Below are 24,868 nucleotides of genomic sequence, written 5' to 3'. Positions count from 1 at the left end.
ACGTGGCAGAACGTTCATTACGCGGGATGCGGATCGGTGCTAATTCACTTGAATCTGAAGCAGGCGTTGCCTTTGTAGGTCGTCGCGACGAAGAGTACGGATGCACTAATGGCCATAAGTTTGTAGTGACACTTGCTGATGATGCTGAGGCTCCAATGTATTGGGAATGCAAATGCGGAGCTGAAGCGCAAATTATTAGCGGCGAAGGACACGAAGAAGAAGAAAAGATTATAAAACCAGTGCGCACGCACTGGGATATGCTTTTAGAACGTCGCACCGAAGCTGAATTACAAGAAATTCTCGAAGAACGCCTCGAATTATTGCGTACTGGCAGACTCTTTAAACGGATGCACTAATTTTATTTATTAGTAAAAATTGTGTTTACACTGAATCAAAAATCAGTGTAAACACAATTTTTTGATCAGCTGCATTTTTACGATAAACATTCCCTTTCAAGATAAGGCTTTTCACATCAAGCCTTTGAAATCCGATTTTTTCTACCTAATCTGACATAACTTATTGCCGCATACATTGTGGCAACGCCAGAAATGATGTAAATTGCCAGTTCACGAAGGTAAATAGTGCGCGTGGCAAAAGTACTTTCTGACTGCAAGATCACCTTTACCACGCGTGCATCCGCAGAATAAAGATCCGTGGTATATGCAACTACTCCATTCGGATCAATCGCACCGGAAATCCCCGATGTGGCAACCTGGATCACCGTCTTGGCGTGTTCTACAGCGCGGAATCTTGCCATTGCAAATTGCTGAGCCGCTTGCCCCGTATGCCCAAAAGAAGAATTATTCGTTGGAAAAATTATAAAATCCGTATTCTGTGCTGCTTCAGCCACAATCCCATCAAAAGCTACTTCAAAACAAATCGGTACCCCCACACGTACCGAACGTGATCTTTCAGTATTTTGTAGTGTTTCTTTCCGCAGTGGGACATCGAGACGAGCCGGCAATTTACCGGGAATCATATCGGATGCAATTTGTTCTATTTGAGTGAAATATTTTCCGAGTGTTTTACGCCATGGCACATATTCACCAAATGGAACTGGATGCTGTTTGGAGTACTTCCCTACTATTTGTCCGAAAACTGAAACTAGATAGTCGTTCGTACGAGTCCCGTCAGAAAAGTATTCTTGCGTGCCCAAAAGAATTGGAGTATCGCCAAGTATCGGAAAAATTTTTGCAAATGTACTGCGAGCTTTTGCGTCAGTACGAATATCGCGATCTGATGCAGACTCTGGCCAAACTACCAAATCAATGCCATCGCGAAAAGTCTTCTGTGTGAGTAAAACATGATTTTCGGTGATTTCCAATGCCCGCGCACCACCAGCATAATTTGCAAAAGAATCAGGAGCATTTCCCTGCACTACTAAAGCATTTATCGCTGGGCCTGAAACTTCTACTGATGGCACAAAGAATGGCAAAATTGCAAGCAATGCAGCGAAAAATACAAGCTTTAATGCAGCGAAAAAATAACTTTTTACAAGCAGCTGATAAATAAAAGCGAAGCACAGGCTGATCAACACTGCAAAAAACTGTAATAATTGCGTTGCACCAAAGCGTGCAAGTGGCAAAAATGGTGAATCAGTCAGCGAAAAAGCGATATTTCCCCAAGGCATCCCGCCAAATGGAATCGCCATCCGCAACTGCTCGACCCCGATCCAGGTAAAAGCAGCAAGCATCATGACCCCAAGAAGTCCAAGAAAGCTTTGCTTATTGCTGGAAAACGATATTACTCTCTCCCGATAAGGAGCAAAAAGTAACGCCCAGATCAGTCCGATAAAAAAGAAAAAACACGCCAGTACAAGTGCGAGCACAATACGGGCAATCGGGGTGCCCGCAGAAACAGTGATCCAGTCGAAAATCGTAAAGAAATAGGTAAAAGCCCAAAGCGCTCCCAGAAGTGCAGCTCTCAAAGGTTTATTGTGCAGTGCAAGGAGCGCGAAACAAGCTACACTCAGAAACACAAACGGCCAGAAATCAAAAGGTGGAATTGCCAAAGCACCCGCGATTCCACCTAGGATCGCAAGCAGCAAAGCGCTTAAGAGATGCTGATTTGGTTGCTGCATAATTTTTCGATCATCTGCTGCCATCTGCACAAACATACCCTAACTGATTTCACTGCTATTTTGAAGACTTTTGTGTGAAAACTAAAGCCAATCCCAGCGACGGATCAAATGGATCGCCGTATCTGCGCGCTTTCCAATCCAACTATCTGCACCTGCACGAGCGAGTTGACTGAGTAAATCAAGTAAGCGCCGAGTACTACCAATAAAATCGCCTACTTCAATCCGACCAAATTTCAAGATTGCAGGTAGCGTTGCGCCATCAGCCCAGAGAGTAAAAAGCTGTACTCCCGAAGAATTTGGTTCAGCGGTTAAATCAATTCCATGCTTTGCCTCCAAATCGCGTAAGAACCAATAATTAGCATCAATTCTTTTCCAGGCGGCTCGTAATTTTGGATCAGCTATTGGAAGCTTACTAATCCGCTTATCTCCTAAGAAACCGGCACAAATTCCAGCAAATTGTGCTGCGTTAAGTTCATGCAGCACCGACTCATTCAAACAAAGCGCCAGGAGCAAATCATTTTCTGTGTGTATCGCACGCAAAAAATCACCACCAATCCCCAACCGCAATTCACAATCAGGATTGTTTTGGCTTGATAAAACCCCAGTATCAGTTTTACGAATAGAAATATCTGTATCAGACTGCAGAAAACCCAACTTTTTCAGCACTTGCGCTGCTGCATCAAATTGCCGCGCAATCGAATCATGAGAAGCATCTGCCTTTGCTTCCAAGGCTTGGCGCCGATTCACAAGCGATAAATATTCTTCGGCAACAATAAGATGTGCTGCTAAATCTCGACAATGATGCACTGGATGTGCCAATAATTCCGGCGTTTCCCGCACTGCAAAACGATCCTGCGCACCAATCAGATCGGCATCCTGCTCTAATTCAATTCGTTCAGAAAGCTGCCGAAAGAGTTTTTGCGAAATTATTTCCCTTGCTGCAGCCTGCTTTGGAGAAAGCCCGTGCGGTAACAAAAATTCACCAAGATTACGTAACGGCGCACTCACCTGATTCGCATAAATCCACTCTAAATCGCCATACAATGAGATGATCCGCGCCCGACGCTCATTATGTGAAAGCACTACCCCATAAGTAACTTCCCCAGCTAAAGCGATTGCATAAAGTATTCCATTTTGCATTTCGCGCCAAGATGCTGCAATAGATCGACGATATTCAGATTTTGCCTTCCTCCGTGCAGCTTTTGAAGCTCTCCCTGCTTTCATGCGTAATTCTAAATACTGAGGCAAATTACCTTTTTGGCAGAGCGTGGCAAGGTCAGCAGAATGAGCATGAATTTTTCGCGAAATCCGGGCAAGCTTTCCCTGGATCTCCCCTAATTGCGAGTTTAACTGGTACTGTGCAAAGGAAGTCCCCATAATCAATCGGGCATCGCGATATCCATAATTCCCAATCAAATTCACAACAGTATTGTATGACGGAAAAAATACTGAGTTTAACCGTTCAAGTTCCCCACTGCTGAGCTTTGCCAGTAATTCAATATCCGTATGCGGACGAGCCAAAATCACTGCCGTCCCGAGCTGATCCTTACCCCGCCGACCAGCTCTCCCAATCAACTGTGTATATTCGGTACCAGAGAGATCTTCGAAAGAATCACCATTCCATTTATAAAGTTCCTCTAAAACTACAGTACGTACTGGCATATTGATTCCCAGTGCAAGAGTGCCAGTAGCATAAATCAGTGAGAGGAACCCAGCAGCTGTCAGCTCCTCAATCAACTCTTTCAATGCTGGAAACATCCCCGCATGGTGTGCTGCGAAACCGCGAAGAATTGCTTTCTCCCAGAGTCCAAACTGGATTGCCTTACGTTCTTCCGCATTTAGCGCACGACGCAAATGCCCAAGCTTCTTGCGAATGATTTTGCGCTGAGCGTCAGTGGTAAAAGAGACTTCACGCTCAAGTAGATCCTGCACTGCCTGATCACAGCCTTTTCGTGAAAAAATAAACTCAATCGCTGGCAGCAGCTCCAGATTCCGTAATTGGAGTGCGATCTTTTTCCGAAATACAGCAGAAAGCCGTTTTCCATTACTCCCCCGCCCCCGCCGGAGATCCCGTCCTTCCCGATTACTTCGCTGATTCTCAGATTCGATTGCACGCTGTACAGCTTGCAGCTCAAATTGACTGTCAGGCTGCGAGACTGCAGTATCCTGCGGCGAATTTACCGATATGTGTCTTTGGGTATTCCGATAAAGCTCGATTAACTTTCCACGATTCAGCATTGCCTGCGATAGTGGCACCGGGCGTATTTTTGATTCTACAAACGTTACTGCCGGACGTACCGTGCGCAGCCAAGCAGTAAATTCAGCCGAATTCGCGATCGTGGCAGAGAGCGCCACCAAACGAGTATCTTGTGGGAGTTGCAAAATCAATTCTTCCCATACTGGTCCGCGCGATTTATCTCCCAGATAATGTACTTCATCCAAAACTACGTAACCAATATCATGCAACGAAGAATCCTGGGCGAAAAGCATATTTCGCAGCACTTCAGTAGTAACCACGAGAATTTGTGCATCGCGATTAATTACAGTATCACCAGTCAATAATCCAATTTGCGCCTGCCCGTATCGCTCAGATAATTCCCGATATTTTTGGTTTGAAAGCGCTTTGATCGGAGCAGTATAGACACAGCGCAATTCGCGTGCGAAGGCAAGCTCAATTGCAAATTCTGCAACTACCGTTTTTCCTGCGCCTGTCGGTGCACTTACTAAGACATCTGAATCTTGTGTAAGCGCCGTAATTGCTGCTTGTTGAAAATCGTCAAGAAAAATCCCTCTTTCACGGTAGACATCTGCAAAATGCGCAATTAAATCTTGATACAACATCAACATCACTCACATTGCAAGCTGTAAAGCGCCCGGCAAAACATTGATTTTTGCAGGTAATTCGCAGATATATTCGCCGTCGGCCATTAATGCTGGCGGCTGTGCCCCGCAGCTCAAATCTGGTTCGATCAGTACCGACTTGATCCGCCGCGTATGCACAAAAGGATGCAAAGTATGGCGCTCAAACATTAACCGGGACAGTAAACCACCAATAGTACGCATTTTTAATCCGCCAACTAAAACTAAATCGAGTAAGCCATCATTTGGTAAAGCATCTGGAGCAATATTGAGCCCGCCACCAAAATAACGCGTATTAGCGATCGACAAAAGCGTGATCGAACCCGATTTTACGACCCCATCAATTGTCAGTTTTACACCATAAGGTTGAAAAGATTTCAACGCTGGAGGGATCGCGCGCAGATATCGCAAATTTCCCTTTGGCCACGACATCTGATTTGCGCGTTGATTCACGTCCGCATCAATTCCCACACTTGCAATCGCAAGTGCATAATGCGTTTCTGCACGAGAAGTAATTTCTAAAACATCTGCGAGATAGAATTTTTGTGTCAGAAAAGCCGTCATGATCTGTTGTAGTGATCCTTCGATGTGATGCGAAGGAAGCATGAATTCGCGCGCAATATCATTTCCAGTACCGATTGCAACGATTCCAAGCGGAATATTTGAACCAGCCGTCGCTGCTACCGCTAAGTGAATCATACCGTCACCACCGGCTACGATCAGTGCGTCAATTTCGCGAGTCTGCACAGCTGTACGAATCCGAAGCAACCGTTGTTCAGCGCTATCGGCTACCAGTTCAACAACTTTTACATCGTAGGTGCTTAATATCTGGAAAATTTCGCGTCGGTACCGGGAACCGCGGCCTTTACCCGATTCAGGATTCAATGAGATACCAATAATCAACCGTTACTCCATTTAATTATGCAATCGAACACGTTCACTTTATGCCGTGAATTGCTATTTTTCAGTTCGTAAGTTTTCTTTGCGTGCCGCGCGATAGTTTTTCGCCTGCATCCGTGCTGGTGTATCGATACGCGAATAGCTAGCTGAATCACTCTGCATCCAACGATCGGTAGCGAGTGTGAAACGCCGTTGGCGATTGCATTGCCGAGTATCCTTGATCTGTGCGTGCACAGCAAGCGCTGCAACAATCCGCTGCGGATCTTCCCAGACACTTCGGCTGGCAACGTATTTGCGCAAATGCGCAGTGGCATAAGGAGAAAATGCGGCGCCGAATCCAGAAGCCGCATGCGCCAGCTTTTTTAGCGCACGCACCAGGAGAAATACCTGATAGCCAAAATATATCGCAAGCACGAAAAGCCCTACGATTAAGATCTTCCAAGCCATTAGCTATTCCTTTCATAGTAGCGATGGCAGTTGCGGCACTGAATATCAATTTTTCTTTTGCCTGACGGAATCAGAGTTAGTTCGAGCTTGCTGAGAAACCGTCTGGATAAATATCAAGAATTTTCCTCGCATATAATCCAATCTTATCAGTTACCGATCCCGCTTCGATTTCCAGTATTTGCTTTCCTAGTCGCATCAATATTGCAAATAAACTCGCAGTATTCGCATAACTGATTTTTAGGCGGATAAAGTGAGGAGTTGTTGCAGATGAATCATGCGCACTGGTGCGAGTATCGGTGTCACTAATGATCTCGATTTCGGGATATGCATCGATGATCCATTGGGCTTGTGGCGTGCATTTTAAAATGAGCTTTCCGCCGGTAAACGAAATCTGCTCTTTGCGTGCAAGCGAGCGTGCAGTATTTAAATCTTTCCGATTTCGACGGGCTTTAATGACCGCAACGTCAGTGATGCGATCAAGCCGATATGTGCGAATTCCTTCAGCTGTATGCAGATGTATCGCTGGCTGACGGGTAGCGATAAATTCAAGTGGCGTACCAGTAACTAAATGGGATGAGGCACCCGAATTTTCTGTGGCAGCTTTCCAATATGCGAATTGCACATCGTGCTGGCGTGCCATCGCAAGATTAAGTTTTTCGATTTCGGTACGATTCAGAGTGTTACTTGGAACAGGCCAGGTTGCTTGCTGGTAGCCGCTTTTTGCCAATCCGGCACAGATTAAATCGCGCAATGAAAGTAAAGCTGTATGCTGCTGATCGTCAGCGATTGGCAATAAATAGTCGATCCATGCCAGTACAGTGATTACCTCATCGAAACCCAGATGTAATTTACTTAATGTACGTGCAGACTCAAGTTGTAAAGATACATAATCGTTGATTGAATAAGATTCACTAAAATCAAGATCGATCGGGCATTCATATCCGCCAGCCTGAGTCAATTCCACCAGAAATAAATCGCGTAATTCACGGTGCATTGCTTCTGGCGTAAGGTGATAATGGAGCGCAAGTTCGCGTAATGGTATCGGACCTTGAGCAGCTAAATATGCAAGTATTGAGAGTTTTCGAGAAAGGGTCAAATCCATGATTTATACTCCTTACTGCGCCGAACTGTGCTGAGACGGTGTTTGTATCAAATCTGCGCTTGTATAATGTGCAAGCTGTGTCAAACGTGTAATAAACTCATTGCGGAGTGCTTGTGGAGCTATCAACTCTACATCGTTGCCGTAGAAACAAAGCAGTTCAAAAAGATCTTCTGGATACATCTGGGGCAGTTTGAAATAATCAAAGTTGATCGCATCTTGAGTATTTTGGGGGAGAATTTTTTGCGCAATAGCGCGCAATGGAATTGCTTTCTCCTGCCGGATCCGAACGACTGCAGATGCAGTAGCGAAATGGTTAAATTGCACCGGACTATCCGGGGTATCTGAACGCTCTTGCGTATTTGATGTGTACCTATGCTGCTTGTAAGCAGTCGAAGTGGATCTTTGCGGCATTAAGCGAGGCTGCTTGGGAAGCGAAAAATTTGCCGGCAAGATAAATTCACTTGGGCTGGTGAGAATACGCGATGTACGGAAGATACGTTCATCTGGCGCGATGATCAATTCCGCATTCGAATGATTTAGCACTTTATATCCATATAGATAGAATGACTCAAAATGCGGCACTAATGCGCGTGGTACCACTGTGTAACGCTTTGGTTCTTGTGCGTTGACGGAATAGTAATCAAAGCTGATTCCGTTTCCTCGCGCAATTGCGCGAGCGATTTGTGGAATGAACCCGCCTTTTGGCAAGTTTGCAACTACCTGTGCGCGATGAACAGATTTCTGATCCGCAGGATTCGCCTCTGCAAGTAGTTTTTGTACCCCCGACATCGCAAATTGTACCTGCGTAAAATCCGAATGATAGCGCAAAATCGTCCGCAATAGGGTTGCATCAAATCCAGGAGGAATATCTAACGGAATCTCATCACTAGTATCAATCGAAAAATAATGCGTACCGGATATTTGGTGATTTACTACATCGATCCCCGACTCGCGAAGAATTTTCAGATCCTCGTGAATGCGATTTTTCAATGCTGCATCCGTCAGCTCCAGCGCGCGATAAATCGGTAAATTTGCAATCTGCTCAGCCGTCACCCGGAGATTACTTTGTAAGAAAATCTGCAAAGTAATTCGACGTTGACTCGTAAGTGAGGTTGTCTGCTTGACCATAGCTTCCATTCTAGTGAAGTACGATGTACTTATGATGATTTGGCGACGAGGAAAAGTAATTTCACTTGGACGTAGTTGGAGCGAAGCAGTTGAACTGCAAGTGCAACTACTTGACACAGATGCAAGTGAACTTGATAGTACAAAGCAATTGCAGACGCATCAGGCTCTTGCCTATCGTCCAATCACCGGAGAAGTACATATCGGCGATATTGTACTACTGTCGACAGCAGCCGTGCAGAAGGGTTTAGGGACAGGTGGATATCTTTTTGTTGTCGCAAATACTTCTTGTCTACCCGCTGATCCGCCGCCGCAACCAGGGCATCTAATGAAGGCGCGTTACACTCCAACGCAATTCATGGTACAAGGCGTCGATGAGCAAGAATCAGACTATCATCACTTACTTGCTGATGCTGACGATATCAAGCAAATGCCAGTTATTTGCGCAGATCTACATTCTGCATTGCCAGCTATTGTGCTCGGTATTCAATCAGTTTCTCCGCGCAAACGGATCGCTTACGTGATGACCGATGGTGGAGCATTACCAGCATGGTTTTCCCAGGTAGCTGCGCAACTAGAAGCGGACGGTGCGATCCTGGGCACGATCACTGCAGGGCAGGCTTTTGGTGGCAAACTGGAGGCAGTAAATATATATACGGCGCTACTTGCTGCAAAACACGTGTGGAATGCAGATATCACGGTGGTGGCGCAAGGCCCGGGAAACCTTGGTACTGGCACGAAATGGGGATTTTCTGGTACACAAATCGGTGAAGCATTGAATGCAGCGGGCATTTTAAACGGACGCCCGATCGCTGCGTTGCGTTTATCAAATGCAGATAAACGCGGACGGCACTATGGCATTTCGCATCACTCGTTACGAATCTTGAAAGATCTTGTGAATGTTGAATGCAGCATTATCGTGCCTGCACTTCATGAACTTGCGCAAGCTCAGGATTCTGCTGGAAATTTCCTCCTTCATTCAGATTTTCTTGCGAAGCTAAAGAAAAATCTTGCGCAGCTAACACAATACAAACAATTGCAGCTGAAGTCGGTAGACATTGCACAGCTGATTCCAATTCTGGAAAACAGTCCGTACTCGCTGCGCACAATGGGACGCAGTTTTAGCCAGGATGCAAGTGGATTTATTGCTGCAGCTGCGGCTGGAAAGTTCGCTGCCGAAATCAGTGGGTAAAAGTCTAGTTGCTTGCTGCAGTAAGTACAGCCGTCGTATATGATTCTTCGGCTGCTACGGGGCCTTCTAAAATATTATTTTCTGCCAGGAATTTAGCCATTTGTTTCCAAATAGTTGGATTCTGCTGCCCAAACTCTCCTGTTCCGCGATAAAGCCGTAGCGTTTCTTGTAATACTTCGCGTGCATTTTTACGGGCAGTTGCTTCGCTCAGGCTCGGCACATATTTTTCAGTAATGGTTAAGACAGTTTCAGGATCTGCACTTGCTTCTTGCACTGCTCGTTCAATACAATGCAAGAATTTGTGATACACCTCTGGATGGATATTGTTGCTCATTGATCCGAATCCTACTCCCACCAGTGGTGGTTGCGTGCCGTCAGTAAGTCCAATATTCACCACATCAAGACCAGCATTGCGCAATGCGATCGGATCATTATTAGCAAAACCAATGATTGCATCAACCCTTTTTGCCTGCAATGCGGCAGCTTGTGTATATCCAATAAATTCAATTTGTACTTTGTCGGTTAATCCATGAATCTGCAATGCCGCAAGTAAGCCGTAATAATTTTCGCCGTATGGACCTGGAAGCCCGACTTTCTTTCCGGCAAGATCTGACCAAGATTTAATCTGTGCGGCTTTCGGCGCAATTAGCAAAACCGGGTACTGTTGATACATCGTCGCCCAGTTTACGACATCAATTCCGGTGGAACGTGCCTGCATCATTTCATCGCCACCGGCAAAGACGATGTCTTCTTCGCCGGCTTGCAATGCACCAAAGAGTGTTTCCTGAGGTCCATGATGACGCAAATTAACATCAAGACCTGCCTCTTGGAAATAACCTTTCGCAGCTGCTACATATAATGGCGAAAATTGAATATCTGGGATATATGTTAATCCTACGGTGAGCTTGGTAGCACTTGCTTTACCAGTATTTTGTTCGGAATTGACATCAGTCTTGCCAGTGTTTCCAATAGTACATGCAGTGAGAGCTAGCATTATCGCAAGTATGCAGCTAAGGGAGCGGAATTTGTGAGACATTTCTTTCCTTTCGGATATTTTAATGATTTTCTCTGACGCTAGTTATTAGTGAATTATCGGCGAAATAGATGTGCCGTATTTAGACTGATACGATTTGCACTACCTTCATTTCAATAGCGCGGAGTATCAGGTAAATAAATACTGCTGTGATTGCAAGTAAAATGATCGTTGCGAACATCGCGGGCAAATCATGTAAATGCTGCGCGGTAATCAGCATGATGCCAAGTCCTTTTTGACCGCCAATAATCATTTCCCCTACTACTGCTCCCGTGATTGCAAGAGTGAAACCGTTCCGAAAACCGGCGAGGATATTTGGAGCAGCAAGTGGAATTTCAATCCGAGTTAATAGGTTGATACCGCCGGCACCGTCGAGACGCGCCGCAGCAATCACATCTGAATCGATGCTCCTGATCCCGACTCCTGTGCTGATCACGATTGGGAACACGACGATAATTGCACAGAGTGTAATGATGGGTGCGATCCCGTAGCCAATCCACGTGACTAAAAGTGGTGCAATTGCAACGGCTGGGATGGCTTGAGACGCGGCAAGATACGGCTCGATTGAAGCACTGAAAATTTTCCAATGTGCAATCGCTAATCCGAGAGGAACTCCAATTATTGCTGCAAATCCAGCGCCGATCCCGGCTTCGATATTCGTTTGCACAAGCGAGTCGAGAAGATATCCTGCAGTTAAGCCGTGAATCAGATTTGCTAGTACTGCTCCCGGATGCGGTAAAAGATACGGTGCAATGATGCCGGTAGTGGTAAAGATCAGCCATCCCAAGATTACGGATAATCCGAGTAATACTGGTGCGAGCCAATTTGGTAAACGCAAATTTGTGTCCTTATTCTTGTGCTATTGTTTTAGCGCAAAAGCACGCCAAGAAAAGTACACAAACAATCCAGATGCCGCAATAGCTGCATCTGGTAGAGTGCGCCTCCCATCCGGACTTTTACCGTCGGTAGAGGAATTTCACCCCTTCAACCAAAGCTCAGACAATAATCCATAACCAAAACTCATCGTGGCCGAATTAGATTGCTGCGCGAATGGCTCGCGGACTATCACCGCCGGTTCAGACTTTCACTGACCCTGGAGCACTTTCGTACCCGTTCAGTATAGCGCAATTATTCTGTACGAGGAAGGGGTGCGTGCCTTACGTATAGCAGGCTCCGCCTCAACCACAGATTCAGCCTCAACCGCCGACGCAGCATGAACAGCTTCAGAAGTGCGAAGCTGACCCGCACAAGAAGCGCATCACCAACGGATCGCTAAGCTGGGCGCTACGCTCCTCTTTCACATCCTACCTGCGCGGCCCGATCGCGCATGGTAAATGGGATCTCGCTGGCGCTTCCTGGGACGGGGCGCAGTTCAACTTCCCGGCAACCGGCGGACGCTACAACACCGCAACCCGCACCGGTAAAATTTACTACAGCGGTTCAGTTCACTTTACCGGCCATAACGGCGTTCTCGACATCCGTATCAGCAGCCCGGCTCTCGTTATTAACGGAAACACCGCAAGTCTCTATATGAATGTTTCCGGATCCGATATGAGCGGCAATAAGTTCAGCCTGGGTCGAGTCAATTTCGCAACCGTTACTTTCAACGGAATTAAAGTTACCGATTCCCGCCTGATCTTCTCTGGAGCAGCAGTCAGACTCACCGCTGACGGTGCAAAAGCATTTGCCGGCTTCTACAAAGCAGGTGAAAAATTAGCGCCGATGTCTTCCTCCGTTGCTCTAGTTTCGGCAACTACATGTGATAAGGACGGCAATTTGGTTGAATATGACGCTTTCGGCAACACACTTGCCCGTACCGGTGCTGCTGCAGGAAATTTGATTATTTGGTCGCTGCTGATTGCGCTTATGGGTGCAGGGATTCTTGCCTCGGTATACCACCGACGCAAGAACACATACCAAGCGGAAAACGCCTAAACATCACAACTGAGTGCGGATAGCGGCGATATCGCCGGCATCTTGCGGCGGCTGAGAATATTATTAATGTTCTCAGCCGCCGTTTCTGCCGCCGGAAATCCGCGCTAATATGTTCTGCAGACAACGGGTTTCTAATGAAAGTGTAGGGTGTCGATAATACGTAATATAGCAGCCGGTGCTATCGAGGTGGTTTACCACGAGACAGACATGCGAAAGTTATTGCGAAAATATCCAAAACAGATTATTACAATCCGTCGGGCTGTGGAATCGCAGTTAGCAGAGCAGCTTGCGAATAATTTTTCAAAATAGAAATGAAAAACCACTAGTTACACGCTGAACGAGATAGACCCACATAAGGCACACGTAGTTAGTGACAATGTGCGTGAGCTAAATTTCGTAAAGACTCTACTTCTTGATATGCGTCTGCAGCAGAATATACTGCTGAACCAGCTACAAAGGTATCTGCGCCAGCTGCGGCCGCAATTTCGATCGTGTCTCGTGAGATTCCACCATCTACTTGAATCCACACGTCTAAACCGGATTTATTTACAGCTTCACGTGTACGTATAATTTTTTGTTGCATCTGTGAGATGAATTTCTGCCCACCAAAGCCAGGTTCTACCGTCATGATCAAAATCATGTCGAATTCGCTTAAAATCTCAAGGTATGGCTCGATTGGTGTTGCAGGTTTTACTGCGAGACCTGCCCGCGCACCGAGTTTTCGTAACTCTCTTGCGAGCCGGATTGGTGCTTGTGCTGCCTCAGCATGAAAGGTGACAGATTCACTGCCAATTTCGGCATATTGTGGAGCCCATAGATCAGGTTTTTCGATCATTAAATGGCAATCGAGTGGAATTTTTGTAGCTTTTTTGATTGCTTCCACAATCGGCAAACCGAGAGTTAAGTTTGGCACAAAATGATTATCCATCACATCGATGTGTGCAAAATCGGCGTTGGAAATTTTTGCGATTTCTCCGCGTAAATTCGAGAAATCACAGTTTAGAATTGAGGGATTGATGCGGATACTCACATTCGGCCTTTCAGATTTCAGAATCAGTGATCGATAAATCCAGTTTTATTTCTTTATAACGGCTGCGAACATTGCATCACTGTGATGCAAATCAGGCCATAACTGTAACATTTTCGTGGGCGATGTAAATTTTATTTTTGCCACGCTGTTGGCAATTTTTGGCGCATCTAGTAGTTTGGCTGCAGGATGTTCAGCTAAAAATTGCTTTATGACTTCGTGTGTTTCCGGAAGATATGGCGAACAGGTGGAGTACACTAACACGCCACCTGGCTTGAGGGCATTCCATGCCGATTCGAGCAGTTCAATCTGGAGTTGCTGCAGATCGATTGCATCTGACGGATTTTTCCGCCATCTTGCTTCTGGGCGACGGCGCAATGCTCCAATTCCTGTACAAGGTACATCAACTAAGATCCGATCGTAGCTTTCCGGTTCTTCTATTCCGATATCGCGTCCGTCTCCGGTACGCAAAGAAATAATCTCTGACCATGGTTGAACTGCTTGGGAAACGAGATCAAGCCGATGTGAATGTAATTCATTCGCATATAAATGTGCGCTGCGCTGGGTGGCGATTGCAGCAATAGTGGCGCTTTTCCCGCCTGGTCCAGCGCATAAATCCAGCCATTTTTTGTCTTCATTCTCAACTGCGGCAGTGGTAAATATTTTTGCAACCAGTTGTGAGCCTTCATCTTGCACGCCAGCTAACTTATCTTTTACTGCAAAGATGCGAGCTGGATCACCATTAGTGAGAAGCAGGGATTGCGGCATGAGTTTACCTGGCTCGTGCCGCATTGATCCTTTTTCGATATCAGTTTGTAAATCTGAAATTTTCAGATCCCGTGCAACTAAGGCTACAGGAGCTGGAATATTATCTGCTTTCAGCACCGAAACGATATCTTTTGTTGATCTGCCATTGGCCTTCAATGCATTCACCAAAGCTCGCACGATCCACTCCGGATGAGAAAACCACGTTGCCAAAAATTGTACCGATCCGTAATTTCCACCAGAAATATCGCGTACATGATCACGCCATTGTGTAATTGTGCGTTCGGAAACTCGGCGGAGCACGGCATTTATGAATCCACTTGCGCCACTGCCCAATTCATTGCGTGCAAGAGTTACTGTTTCATAGATTGCTGCATGTGCTGGAGTTTTGAATTCCAATAATTGATGTGCACCCATGCGTAAAAGTACCAAGACCGGAATATCAATATCCGTGAGTTTTCTTCCATTCGTACACGTAGCAATAATTGCGTCCCAACGCCCTTGTAAGCGTAGAGTGCCATAACAAAGATTAGTGGCGTATGCTGCATCTTGTTTTTGGAAATTGCCTCGTTTTAATGCTTTCGGTAACAAGAGGTTAGCGTAGGAATCATTTTGTGCAACATCAATCAGCACGTCGAAAACAATTTTCCGAACGCGATCAGATGCAGCACGCCCTGGGCGCCAATTTTTCGGACGATATTGAGTCATAGAATATTCCTAATTTTGCGTGATTTTACGCTTGACTTGTATTTGTTTTGTTGGGAAGACCAAATTTCGGATCTGATTGGCGGATACCACGCAGCCAATCAGCAGCAGACATCCATTTTTTCCCTGCTGGTGCTACGTCACTCAATTCGATCGTGCCTTTTGCGGTAGCAACGCAAACTTTTTTTCCAATTAGAAAAATGCTGCCAGGCTGAAATTCAGAACTATTTTCGTTTTGAACTTTTACTGCGTTGATCTTGATCCTCTTAGCATTAAATTCCGTCCATGATCCAGGCTCAGGAAGATATGCATGAATTTGGTTCTGCACTGAGGAGGCAGGACGATCCCAATCGATTTGTGCCATTTGCGCGTTGATCATTGGGGCATAACTGGATTCGCCCTCTTGGTCATGAGATGTTGCAGTGCCTGCAGCAAGTTGTGAAAAGACATGCACCATTTGCTCCGCACCAGATTCTGAAAGTTGCGCAAGAATCTCGCCAGCCGTAAGACTTCGATCCAAGACGAAACTATTTTTACTCAGTACCGGACCAGTATCAAGACCCTTCTCAATTTGAAATACACAAGTTCCGATTGTCTGATCACCAGCAGCAATAGCAGCCTGCACCGGAGCAGCACCACGCCAACGAGGCAGCAGCGAATAATGCAGGTTAAACCAGCCAAGCCGAGGAATTTGCAATAGTTCCTCGGGAATCAATAAACCATAAGCAACTACTGCTACCGCATCCGGAGCTAAATCTTGCAACTCTTGGGCAACATCCGGATCGCGTAAAGTGCTGGGAGTATATACCGGATATCCATGCTGTAATGCATAGTCATGAACTGGAGAGTTTGTAAGTACACGTTTCCGCCCTTGTGGTGCCGGTTCACGTGTATATACTGCAATAATTTCATGACATTTTGCCAGTGCATGCAATGTTGGGATGGCTGTATGAGGTGTGCCAGCAAAAATAATACGCAATGGATCCTCCTAAAATTTCTTGTCGCTAATGATTATAGTGCCGGATTGCGGCAAATTCGCAGACCAGGCGTGAGCTTTTGAGCTGAAGCAATCCGATTAATACGATCAATTACAGCTAGGTAGGTATATCGAAATTCATTTTCAGGTACTAAGTATATTCGCTGCAAATTATCACTGATCGTGTTGGGCCCAAGAATTTTTGCGCCGATAAGTACTTCGTGGCTTCCTCCAGTGCTGAGCGGATCAATTATTTGTGCGGCAGAGCTTTCTTCTGCGAAGGAAAGATTTACGGTGGAGCTGCGGTGATTTTCGATCGCAGTATACTTCGCGATTGATTCTGTGATCATACTTTGCAATAGACCAAGGAATTTCCGCAATTCAAGATGTGAACCAGATACTTCGATCCAATCATGTGCTGGCGGAAGACCTAAATTAGTACGTTCTGCAAATGCATTTACTTCCCATTGCAGATATTCCCAGCGACCAATCACATTGATCAGCTCCGTTGGCACCGCGCCAATTAATAATATTTTTCCTCCTTCGGATCTAGGCTTTACAAAACTCATCGTCTTTGCAATCGTGCGTAAGAATTGTGCTTCCGTATTCAGACTATTTCCGCTGAGTAAATATCCGCAATCAAAAACCACCGCAGCCGCATACCGGGGGTGATATCGCGGCTCATTCCCCGGAGTCGCAACAACTATTTGCCCAGCTTTTACTGCTGTGTTCACATTTTGGCTTGCCGTTAAATTTATTGGAACAGACGGGAAAGCTCGCCCAATTTCAAAAGCTGTACGTTCGGAGCCTACTTGCGAGCTTTTGAGCTGCTGCCCTTGGCAGTGCACGCAACAATATTTTTGCGCACGCAATCCGCAACGAATGCATTCTGGAAAGCGATTTGGAGCAGGGATTTGGAGCCTCCCGCCGCACTCAGTACAAACTGCAATTTCGCCACAACGCAGACAAGCTAATTTTGGAATATACCCAGCTTGGGGAACCACAATTAGCACAGCATCGCGGTTCAATCCTTCCCGCACAACGGAATATAAGGAACTAGGCATCCTGCTCCAAGGCGCGGCTTCATATTGAAACTGATTTGCGCCAAGTACTTGTGGCAATAATCCTTTTCGAGCTGCTAAATCAGCCATTATCACTTGTTCTTTCGGCAAAAGATCTTCGCCTGCAGGTAAAAGTTTAAGAGCACCGTCATGAATTTGTTGATTTCTTTGTACTTGCGCAGCAATCGGCATCATCCCTGCAAGCGCGGGAATACTTGGACCATAAGCAGCAATACAAAACTTTGCTGATTCAATTCTGGTACGTTGCCGAAGCACATCACGCGCATCGAGATAAGGACTCCGCCGCTCACGATAGGCAGAATGAGAATCATCGAATTGGATGATTAATTTTAGATCCTTCAATGGCGCCCAGATTGCTACACGAGTACCGATTATGATGCGTGTACGCCCTTCGAGCGCAGAAAGAAACATCGTATAACGAGCTGCATGTGAATTATCTGAAGACCATTTCGCAAGCGATATATCAGGGAAAATCAGCTTGATTTTTGCTGCGATCCGCTCAACTTCACGCGCAGTAGGAGCAAGCAATAATACTGTACCTGCATCACATAAAACACGTTTGATACATGGCACAAAAATTTCGATATCATCGGAGGGAAGAAGATGAAGCAGCGTCTGCTCTGGAAGCGCGAGATAATCACCACTGGAGAAAGCAGCTGCATCCTGATAGTACTGTGGAAAACGATAATCATCAGAAATCTCTCCATGCGCTGCTTGCGCAGGTGGAAGTGCATAATACTCTTTTTCTGCGCGAGCATGCCGCCCCGGAATAGCCAGCCGAAATAATTCAGCAATTGGACTGAAATATGTAAGCGAGATGCATTCTAATAGTTCGCGCAACTGCGGCTGTAATACCGGTACATTTGAAATCACTGACTCAATTTCACGCAATTTACTATTATTCACTGTGGTTGCACAACGCTCGGCAACGATTCCGGTGACCTTTTGCCCGCCAAGTGAAATTTTTACACGCGCACCCACAGATAAATCAGCAAAACGGGGTGGAATTTCGTAATCAAAAAGCTGACTCATATGCGGCAATGGGATATCAGGGTAAATGCGCGCTATTGGATCATGCACTGATGAATCAATATTTACCGGCATTGGCGCAACACTAAGCAGCTCAGTTTGTTTAGAAAACTGAGGTAAATCTTGTAATAGTGATTCGCGAGAAAACTTCGTATTTGATCCCATGGATATATTGAATCACGGCCTTCCTCGGAAAATCGCTTGCTTTTTAACTGATTAAAATTTTCAGCTGCAAGAACCTCAGATTCTCAGCACACCAGAGTTAACAACAACCAGGAAAATTATAATGCAGCAAGCAAATCTGCAATACGATCAGTCCGCTCCCAAGTGAATTCAGGCAGCTCACGGCCAAAATGACCATAGGAAGCCGTCTTTGCATAAATCGGACGGAGCAAATCAAGCTGTGCGATAATCGCAGCTGGTCGCAAATCGAAAACCTTCTGAACCGCATTCTCGATCCGTGAAAGTTCATACTTTTCTGTGCCAAAGGTATCAACGCGCAAGGAAACTGGATGTGCTCGCCCAATTGCGTATGCAATTTGGATCTCACAGCGTTCTGCGAGCCCAGCTGCAACCACATTCTTCGCGACCCATCTTGCGGCGTAAGCAGCTGAACGATCCACCTTTGAAGGATCTTTTCCAGAGAAAGCTCCGCCACCGTGACGAGCCATTCCGCCGTACGTATCGACGATAATTTTCCGCCCCGTTAAACCAGCATCGCCCATTGGGCCGCCAATCACAAACCGTCCGGACGGATTAACCAATATTTCTGGCCGCCGTGGTAAATATCCCTCAGCATGAATTTCCAAAACTGGATCAATTACTGCATTTTCGATCACGGCAGCAAGCTCAGCTTGGCTGATGTGATCATCATGCTGTGTAGAAACAACGATCGTATCGATTGAAACAGGCACTCCACGATCATAAGAAACTGTGACTTGTGTTTTGCCATCAGGGCGCAGACCTGGAACTTCCCCACTCTTGCGAACCTTTGCCAATTGCTCGGCAAGTCGATGTGAAAGGTGAATCGGTAACGGCATCAAAACAGATGTTTCGTTAGACGCATAACCAAACATCAAGCCTTGATCCCCTGCTCCTTGCTGATCAAAAGTTTCAATCTCACTGCTAGCATTACGAGCTTCGAGAGAATTTACAACACCCTGGGCGATATCTGACGACTGTGATCCAATCGAAACTGAAATTCCGCAAGATCCTGCATCAAAACCAATTTGTGAGGAAGTATAACCAATTTCAGCAAGAACTGTCCGAATTATTTCCGGGATTTCCACATAAGCGGTTGTAGTAACTTCCCCGGCTACATGCACTAAACCTGTAGTTGCCATCGCCTCCACGGCCACATGCGCAGCAGAATCCTGCTGTAAAATCGCATCCAAAATCGCATCTGAAATACGATCACAGACCTTATCAGGATGACCTTCCGTAACAGATTCAGAAGTAAACGCTTGCATCGCCAAAGTTATACTCGCTTTATAAACTAGAACTTGAAAATAAATACCGGATTTGAACGGCTCAACAACCATTCATTCTATCGATCTATCGCCGATTCAGCTACTTTCTAAAGCTAGTACTTGCTCACTTATGAAAGCTGCAAACGCTTTTGCCACTTCGAGTTTACTGCCAGATGCAGCAGCGAGTATCTTACCGTCTCGATCGACGAAAGAAAGTTCGGTCTGTACATCACCAAAACCGAGTTCCTGCCCAACTTGATTTATAGCCAGAAGATCAGCACCCTTTCGCCGTGCTTTTTCCTTCCCATACTCAAGATATGTTTTTTCAGGGCTGCCTGTTTCGGCAGCAAAACCGCAAATAACTTGTGCCTTTCGCGCGTTTCTTGTATCCACCAAATGTTTTAGAATATCCGGATTCGGCACAAGCACAAGCTCTTGTAACGCATCACTTCGCTTTAACTTTACCGACTGAGCAGATGCTACGCGATAATCACTTACAGCAGCAGCCATGATCAGTGCATCCGCATTTGGTGCCAGCTGCTCCATTTTCTCAGCCAATTCCAGTGCGGTAGTTACTTTCACGATTTTCAACTCAGACTGTTTGCCACAATACTGCAAAGCCGAAAGATTTTCATCGGTAATATTTGCGCTCACAAGAGTAACTTGCGCACCAAGCCGCAGAAACTCATGGGCAAGAGCTACTGCCATCTTGCCAGTAGATTTATTTGCGATATATCGTACCGGATCAATCGGCTCATGAGTGCCTCCCCCACTGATCAGAATATTTTTTCCAAGCAGTTGTTTTGCGGCAGCAGATAGACGGCACTTTGCATGCTGCAAGAGATCCATTACTGAATTTAAGATTCGATCTGGTTCGCTCATTCTGCCGATACCGGAATCCGCTCCAGTCAGTTGCCCGTTTTCTGGACCAACGAAGTGAAAACCGCGCGCTTTTAAGATTGCGATATTTTCTTGCGTGGCGGGGTTTTGCCACATTTCGGTATGCATCGCAGGTGCGAGCAATACCGGACAGCGCGCAGCAAGCACAGTATTTAGCAACAGATTATCGGCTATTCCGAAACGAATTTTTGCAATCGAGTTTGCTGTGGCGGGAGCAATCACAATTAAATCAGCACGCTGCCCATAGGCGACATGAGTTACACGATCGGCACCGTCATCGGTATAAACATTGACAGAATTTCCGGAAATAGCTTCCCATGTGACTTTGCCAACCATCGAAAGCGCTGCGGGAGTAGGAACCACGTGTACTTCAATTCCCAGCTTTCGCAATTGACGCAGCAAAATCACGCTCTTGTACGCGGCAATGCCCCCCGTTACCCCAAGTACAACTACGGGACGGGAACCATTATCCAAATCGGATACTGCTTTTGAAGGATCCAATTGTGTTTCTTTCTTTAGCGCTAAACTGCTTGCAAGCAGCTAACTCAATATTGATCAGCGGCGCAATCTACAGCAATAATTTACACAATTGCATAAAATTACAGGTGAAATCTTAAGCTTCCTGGGCCAAAGACTTTTCAAGCTTATCTGCAGCTACTTCTTCAAGGGCGATTGAAAGCGGCTTATCTTCAGGATTAGCCGCAACAAGTGGCCCAACTTCGGTAATATTGCCATCACCAGACTTCATTTCCTGGCGGTATGCATTGATTTGACGAGCGCGGGTAGCACCAAAAACGGCTAACTCATATTTGGACTCAACACGTGAAAGCAACTCATCGATTGCTGGCTTCGTGATACCTTCTGGATTTGCCTTTGTACCAAACATTTGTACCCCTCAACTTTCGTTATCTAAATTCAGTTTACTCGTGCCCTGAAGCCGATTGCCGGACTAAGGCAAGATTTTCAAGCTAACATCGAAAATACCTACAGCGACCAATCTTACCGATGCTGGGTGATAATTTGCAGAATCTCTTCGGTGGCATTAGCCACTGTATTATTAACCACTATATAGTCAAACTCATTTTGTGCAGCCAATTCGATCTTTGCGGTAGCCAGACGCCTTTGCTGCTCTTGTTGAGACTCAGTGCCACGACCGATGAGCCGTGTTTGTAGTTCTTCCCAGGAAGGAGGCGCGAGAAAAATTTGTGGCGCCTGCGGCAAGGAATGACGAATCTGCCGTGCACCGTCGAGATCAACTTCTAAAATCACGGTCTTCCCGTGAGCAATCGCGTCATGTACTGGTGCTGCTGGAGTACCATAGCGGTGAATTTTGTGCACGGTCGCCCATTCGAGCATCTGCTGCGCTGCTACGAGAGCCGAAAACTCAGCGTCATTCAGGAAATAATAATCTTTCCCATTAGCCTCACCAGGACGCGGAGCACGCGTAGTTGCAGAAATCGAATACCACGATTGCGGTAAACGCCGAAAAACTTCCCGCAGAACTGTACCTTTCCCAACTGCCGTCGGCCCACAAATCACGAAAGCCAATCCTTGACATGAATTTGCTGGAGCTGAACTTTCCGAAGTTTTGAAATTAGGACACAGCAACTGATTAAAGTAGGGATTTTCTATTTCCATAGCGCAATTATCTACCGCTCCGCACCAAGATGCAAAAATTGATCGCAGCGCGAAGAAGCAGTTAATGCCGATCAGGAAGAAAACTACTAACTACTGAATTATATTAAGCGAAAATTATCCGAAAATTTCGATCAATGCTTCTGCCTGATGTTGCCCAAGACCACCAACTCGCCGAGATGCAGAAATCCCGATCTTTTCCATGATCGAAGCAGCCTTCGCAGTTCCGATACCGGGAAGTGAAGTAAGCAAAGCACTTACTTTCAATTTACCCGCTACACTATTTTCTTTTCCGGCAGCAAGAACTTCGGAAAGTTTAATTTTTCCGTCTTTCAAATCTTTCTTTAATTGCGCACGTTCTTTACGTACTGCTGCTGCCTTCTCCAACGCTACTTTGCGTTGTTCTGCGGAGAGAGCTGGGAGTGCCATTTGAATACCTCCGATTCTTTTTAGCTGCCGTAATAAATACGGCTTAGGTACATTTTACGGGCATTTTCGAAAAAATACTTGATATTTCAGCATTCAAATTTGCATCAGCCGAATAATTTCTCCAATTTTCGACATCAAAACTCCGCAGTTATAGCGTAGCTGCAGGTAGCGGGACTAATCTTGGTGTGAAGGCAAATTAAATTCATCGGAGGTACTGGCGTCTACAAGATTCGCGTTACCTTCACCCGAGGTTTCCAGAGAACGAATTTCGTCAATCCGGTTCAAAATACCCATTGTAAAGCTGACGGCTTTATCCCCGGAAAATTCGCGTGCTAAATTAGCGATCTCTTTGACAACAATTGGCAGATCCACATTCAGATACATCAATTCTGTGGCGCCAATTCTGAGGAGATTACGATCTACCATACTCATTCGTGACAGTGCCCATGCAGGTGAAGCTGCCTCGATCATTGAATCAATATCATCATGCGATGCAGCATAGGTTTCCACGATTTGCGTCCCATAAGCCTGAATCGGCTGTTGCGCAGTCGAAAGAGTTTGTCTTGCAGCAAGCAAATCAACTAAATCAGTAATCTGCAAATCCTTGCAATCGGCCTCAAATAGTACATCAAGAGCACGTTGACGTTGCTTTGAACGGCCTTTACGCTGCGTTACACGATGATTTTGCGTTTGTCCCACGAGTTCGTCCAGTCCTGATTATTGGGTATGAAATTCAAATTTAACACTCAAATAATGTGAAAATGAGCGAGATTATGGCCGAGGACAATACCTGGCAATGATCGCCCTCGGCCATATTCCGAAATATCAAGCGCGATTAATGTACTCGCCAGAGCGTGTATCAACCTTCAGCTTATCGCCTTCATTTACGAACAAAGGCACTTGAATTTCATAACCAGTTTCAAGGGTTGCCGGCTTTGTACCAGCATTAGAACGATCACCTTGCAGCCCCGGCTCAGTGTGCGCAACCGTCAGGATGACAGAAGCTGGAAGCTCAATGAAAAGCACGGTACCTTCATTTGTTGCAACCACTACATTCTGATTCTCAAGCATAAAATGCGCGGAATCTCCCACAACCTCTGCAGAAATTGGAAGTTGTTCGTAAGAATCAAGATCCATGAAGATGAAATCCTGACCGTCATTGTAGAGGTACTGCATATCGCGACGATCCACAGTAGCCGTTTCGACTTTCACGCCAGCATTGAACGTTTTATCTACGTTCTTGCCAGAAAGCACATTCTTCAGCTTGGTGCGCACGAAAGCTGGACCTTTACCTGGCTTCACATGCTGAAATTCAACAACCTGCCAAAGCTGGTTATCGATCTTGAGCACCATTCCATTTTTTAGATCATTGGTAGTTGCCATTATTACCTCATTCTGTATTCACTAAGCTCTTCATTATCGCATAAAAGCATTTCCATCTCTACAATAACCAATCTTTATTCGCGCAGATATATTGATATCTAAAGTGAGTGACGTTTAACTCTCGATACGTACAATAACTTTACTTTTGCATGTATGACCACACAGATCTGAAAATATTACGACAGATCGAAGCCTTTGCTGCGAACAATAATTTTAGTATTCGGCAATGATTTGTGTAACAATTTCCATCTTGGTCTGAGGAATACTCACGTCGATAACCATTGGTGAAAAATTACTTACCGCAAAAGTAAATTCAGCTAATTGCGAGCGGAGGATTCGACGCGGGAGGATCACGTTATTTCTATTCCCGAACAGATGATTATCAATTATCATCTGTGAAAGGTTTTCCTGCAATACTGCAAGTCTCACATTGTTCCGCGAAAGTTGGGTTGCAATCATTTGCGCAGTTAAGGGGCACAATCGCGATAAAAAGGCAATGGTCGGAAGCAAAATTACGAAATGCGGTTTCACTTCGGTTTGGCTTGCTCGTGCTTGCTGTGCTGAGATATCAGTGAACAGCAAATCTAAAACCGCAGTGCCTGCCTGATCAAATTGCGTATATGAGTTGAGTTCGATCGCGGTTTGCAGGTTTGCATCCCGATCATAACTTTCCACAAGAGATGTAAAATCAGCCACTTGGATTCCGCTATTTTCAAAAGCAATACCGACTTCTGCAATCCCAGTACCTGGAGCGCCTGTGAGAAAAAGTATTTCTGGATAATTCAGCTCCATCTT

General features: G+C 45.7%; 23 protein-coding genes and 1 riboswitch. Of the genes, 3 read left to right on the top strand and 20 right to left on the bottom strand.

The genetic code is table 11. From position 1 onward, the window contains the following. Positions 1 to 2 precede the first annotated feature (2 nt). Positions 3 to 356 carry an RNA polymerase-binding protein RbpA gene (locus tag J2S36_RS01560; protein ID WP_309954852.1) on the top strand — a complete coding sequence of 118 codons (354 nt, stop codon included), beginning with the start codon at positions 3 to 5 and terminating at the stop codon, positions 354 to 356. 116 nt (positions 357 to 472) lie between these two features. Here the strand turns inward: J2S36_RS01560 and lnt are convergent, their stop codons facing one another. The 6 genes from lnt to J2S36_RS01530 all read right to left on the bottom strand — a co-directional run bounded on the left by lnt (position 473) and on the right by J2S36_RS01530 (position 8,516). Further along, positions 473 to 2,104, bottom strand: coding sequence for an apolipoprotein N-acyltransferase (lnt, locus tag J2S36_RS01555; RefSeq protein WP_309954850.1), 1,632 nt, complete (start codon positions 2,102 to 2,104; stop codon positions 473 to 475). A gap of 57 nt (positions 2,105 to 2,161) precedes the next feature. After that, positions 2,162 to 4,921: a DEAD/DEAH box helicase gene (locus J2S36_RS01550; RefSeq protein ID WP_309954848.1), complete on the bottom strand. Its 2,760-nt coding sequence runs from the start codon at positions 4,919 to 4,921 to the stop codon at positions 2,162 to 2,164. 9 nt (positions 4,922 to 4,930) lie between these two features. Next, positions 4,931 to 5,842 (bottom strand): diacylglycerol/lipid kinase family protein, encoded by a 912-nt coding sequence (locus tag J2S36_RS01545; RefSeq protein ID WP_309954846.1) that lies wholly within the window; start codon positions 5,840 to 5,842, stop codon positions 4,931 to 4,933. Positions 5,843 to 5,896: 54 nt separating this feature from the next. Then, positions 5,897 to 6,286, bottom strand: coding sequence for a hypothetical protein (locus tag J2S36_RS01540; RefSeq protein ID WP_309954844.1), 390 nt, complete (start codon positions 6,284 to 6,286; stop codon positions 5,897 to 5,899). 76 nt (positions 6,287 to 6,362) lie between these two features. Further along, positions 6,363 to 7,388 (bottom strand): helix-turn-helix transcriptional regulator, encoded by a 1,026-nt coding sequence (locus J2S36_RS01535; RefSeq protein ID WP_309954842.1) that lies wholly within the window; start codon positions 7,386 to 7,388, stop codon positions 6,363 to 6,365. Between the two features lie 12 nt (positions 7,389 to 7,400). Next, complete coding sequence (locus tag J2S36_RS01530) at positions 7,401 to 8,516, bottom strand: helix-turn-helix transcriptional regulator (RefSeq protein WP_309954841.1); 1,116 nt, start codon at positions 8,514 to 8,516, stop codon at positions 7,401 to 7,403. A gap of 31 nt (positions 8,517 to 8,547) precedes the next feature. Between J2S36_RS01530 and J2S36_RS01525 the strand changes: the two genes are divergently transcribed. After that, positions 8,548 to 9,705: a DUF3866 family protein gene (locus J2S36_RS01525; RefSeq protein ID WP_309954840.1), complete on the top strand. Its 1,158-nt coding sequence runs from the start codon at positions 8,548 to 8,550 to the stop codon at positions 9,703 to 9,705. A 4-nt stretch (positions 9,706 to 9,709) separates the two neighbouring features. Here the strand turns inward: J2S36_RS01525 and J2S36_RS01520 are convergent, their stop codons facing one another. Continuing rightward, positions 9,710 to 10,699, bottom strand: coding sequence for an ABC transporter substrate-binding protein (locus J2S36_RS01520; RefSeq protein WP_309954838.1), 990 nt, complete (start codon positions 10,697 to 10,699; stop codon positions 9,710 to 9,712). A gap of 121 nt (positions 10,700 to 10,820) precedes the next feature. Further along, positions 10,821 to 11,576 carry an ABC transporter permease gene (locus tag J2S36_RS01515; RefSeq protein WP_309954837.1) on the bottom strand — a complete coding sequence of 252 codons (756 nt, stop codon included), beginning with the start codon at positions 11,574 to 11,576 and terminating at the stop codon, positions 10,821 to 10,823. Positions 11,577 to 11,670: 94 nt separating this feature from the next. Beyond that, a riboswitch (FMN riboswitch) is annotated at positions 11,671 to 11,843 on the bottom strand. 83 nt (positions 11,844 to 11,926) lie between these two features. On the opposite strand from J2S36_RS01515, the gene J2S36_RS01510 reads away from it, so the two are divergent. Next, the gene (locus J2S36_RS01510) at positions 11,927 to 12,673 is read left to right on the top strand and encodes an HtaA domain-containing protein (RefSeq protein WP_309957434.1); all 747 of its coding nucleotides are present in this window, start codon (positions 11,927 to 11,929) and stop codon (positions 12,671 to 12,673) included. 367 nt (positions 12,674 to 13,040) lie between these two features. Here J2S36_RS01510 and rpe read toward each other — a convergent pair whose 3' ends face one another. The 12 genes from rpe to J2S36_RS01450 form a co-directional block, all read right to left on the bottom strand. Next, entirely contained in the window at positions 13,041 to 13,703 is a 663-nt protein-coding gene (gene rpe, locus J2S36_RS01505) for a ribulose-phosphate 3-epimerase (RefSeq protein ID WP_309954835.1), read from the bottom strand. Positions 13,704 to 13,748: 45 nt separating this feature from the next. Beyond that, positions 13,749 to 15,173: a transcription antitermination factor NusB gene (locus tag J2S36_RS01500; RefSeq protein ID WP_309954833.1), complete on the bottom strand. Its 1,425-nt coding sequence runs from the start codon at positions 15,171 to 15,173 to the stop codon at positions 13,749 to 13,751. 25 nt (positions 15,174 to 15,198) lie between these two features. After that, the gene (gene fmt, locus J2S36_RS01495) at positions 15,199 to 16,149 is read right to left on the bottom strand and encodes a methionyl-tRNA formyltransferase (RefSeq protein ID WP_309954830.1); all 951 of its coding nucleotides are present in this window, start codon (positions 16,147 to 16,149) and stop codon (positions 15,199 to 15,201) included. A gap of 32 nt (positions 16,150 to 16,181) precedes the next feature. Further along, positions 16,182 to 18,422 (bottom strand): primosomal protein N' family DNA-binding protein, encoded by a 2,241-nt coding sequence (locus J2S36_RS01490; protein WP_309954828.1) that lies wholly within the window; start codon positions 18,420 to 18,422, stop codon positions 16,182 to 16,184. Between the two features lie 116 nt (positions 18,423 to 18,538). After that, complete coding sequence (gene metK / locus J2S36_RS01485; protein WP_309954826.1) at positions 18,539 to 19,726, bottom strand: methionine adenosyltransferase; 1,188 nt, start codon at positions 19,724 to 19,726, stop codon at positions 18,539 to 18,541. Between the two features lie 96 nt (positions 19,727 to 19,822). After that, a complete protein-coding gene (gene coaBC / locus J2S36_RS01480; RefSeq protein ID WP_309954824.1) occupies positions 19,823 to 21,127 on the bottom strand; it encodes a bifunctional phosphopantothenoylcysteine decarboxylase/phosphopantothenate--cysteine ligase CoaBC in 1,305 nt (434 codons plus the stop codon). 112 nt (positions 21,128 to 21,239) lie between these two features. Then, positions 21,240 to 21,512 (bottom strand): DNA-directed RNA polymerase subunit omega, encoded by a 273-nt coding sequence (rpoZ, locus tag J2S36_RS01475; RefSeq protein ID WP_309954822.1) that lies wholly within the window; start codon positions 21,510 to 21,512, stop codon positions 21,240 to 21,242. Between the two features lie 113 nt (positions 21,513 to 21,625). After that, a complete protein-coding gene (gene gmk, locus J2S36_RS01470) occupies positions 21,626 to 22,264 on the bottom strand; it encodes a guanylate kinase (RefSeq protein WP_309954820.1) in 639 nt (212 codons plus the stop codon). Positions 22,265 to 22,378: 114 nt separating this feature from the next. Then, positions 22,379 to 22,690, bottom strand: coding sequence for an integration host factor, actinobacterial type (gene mihF, locus J2S36_RS01465; RefSeq protein ID WP_309954819.1), 312 nt, complete (start codon positions 22,688 to 22,690; stop codon positions 22,379 to 22,381). A gap of 174 nt (positions 22,691 to 22,864) precedes the next feature. Continuing rightward, on the bottom strand, positions 22,865 to 23,389 hold the full coding sequence (gene nusB / locus J2S36_RS01460) for a transcription antitermination factor NusB (RefSeq protein ID WP_309954817.1): 525 nt from the start codon (positions 23,387 to 23,389) through the stop codon (positions 22,865 to 22,867). A gap of 126 nt (positions 23,390 to 23,515) precedes the next feature. Then, positions 23,516 to 24,073: an elongation factor P gene (gene efp / locus J2S36_RS01455; protein ID WP_309954815.1), complete on the bottom strand. Its 558-nt coding sequence runs from the start codon at positions 24,071 to 24,073 to the stop codon at positions 23,516 to 23,518. Positions 24,074 to 24,286: 213 nt separating this feature from the next. Next, on the bottom strand, positions 24,287 to 24,865 hold the full coding sequence (locus J2S36_RS01450; protein ID WP_309954814.1) for a hypothetical protein: 579 nt from the start codon (positions 24,863 to 24,865) through the stop codon (positions 24,287 to 24,289). Between the last annotated feature and the right edge of the window lie 3 nt (positions 24,866 to 24,868).

Origin of the sequence: Arcanobacterium hippocoleae (assembly GCF_031456295.1) — a bacterium.
In the GTDB taxonomy this organism is placed as follows: Bacteria; Actinomycetota; Actinomycetes; order Actinomycetales; family Actinomycetaceae; genus Arcanobacterium_A; species Arcanobacterium_A hippocoleae.
Note: the sequence above shows the minus strand (reverse complement) of the source record. Positions and strands in the feature narration are given on the sequence as shown.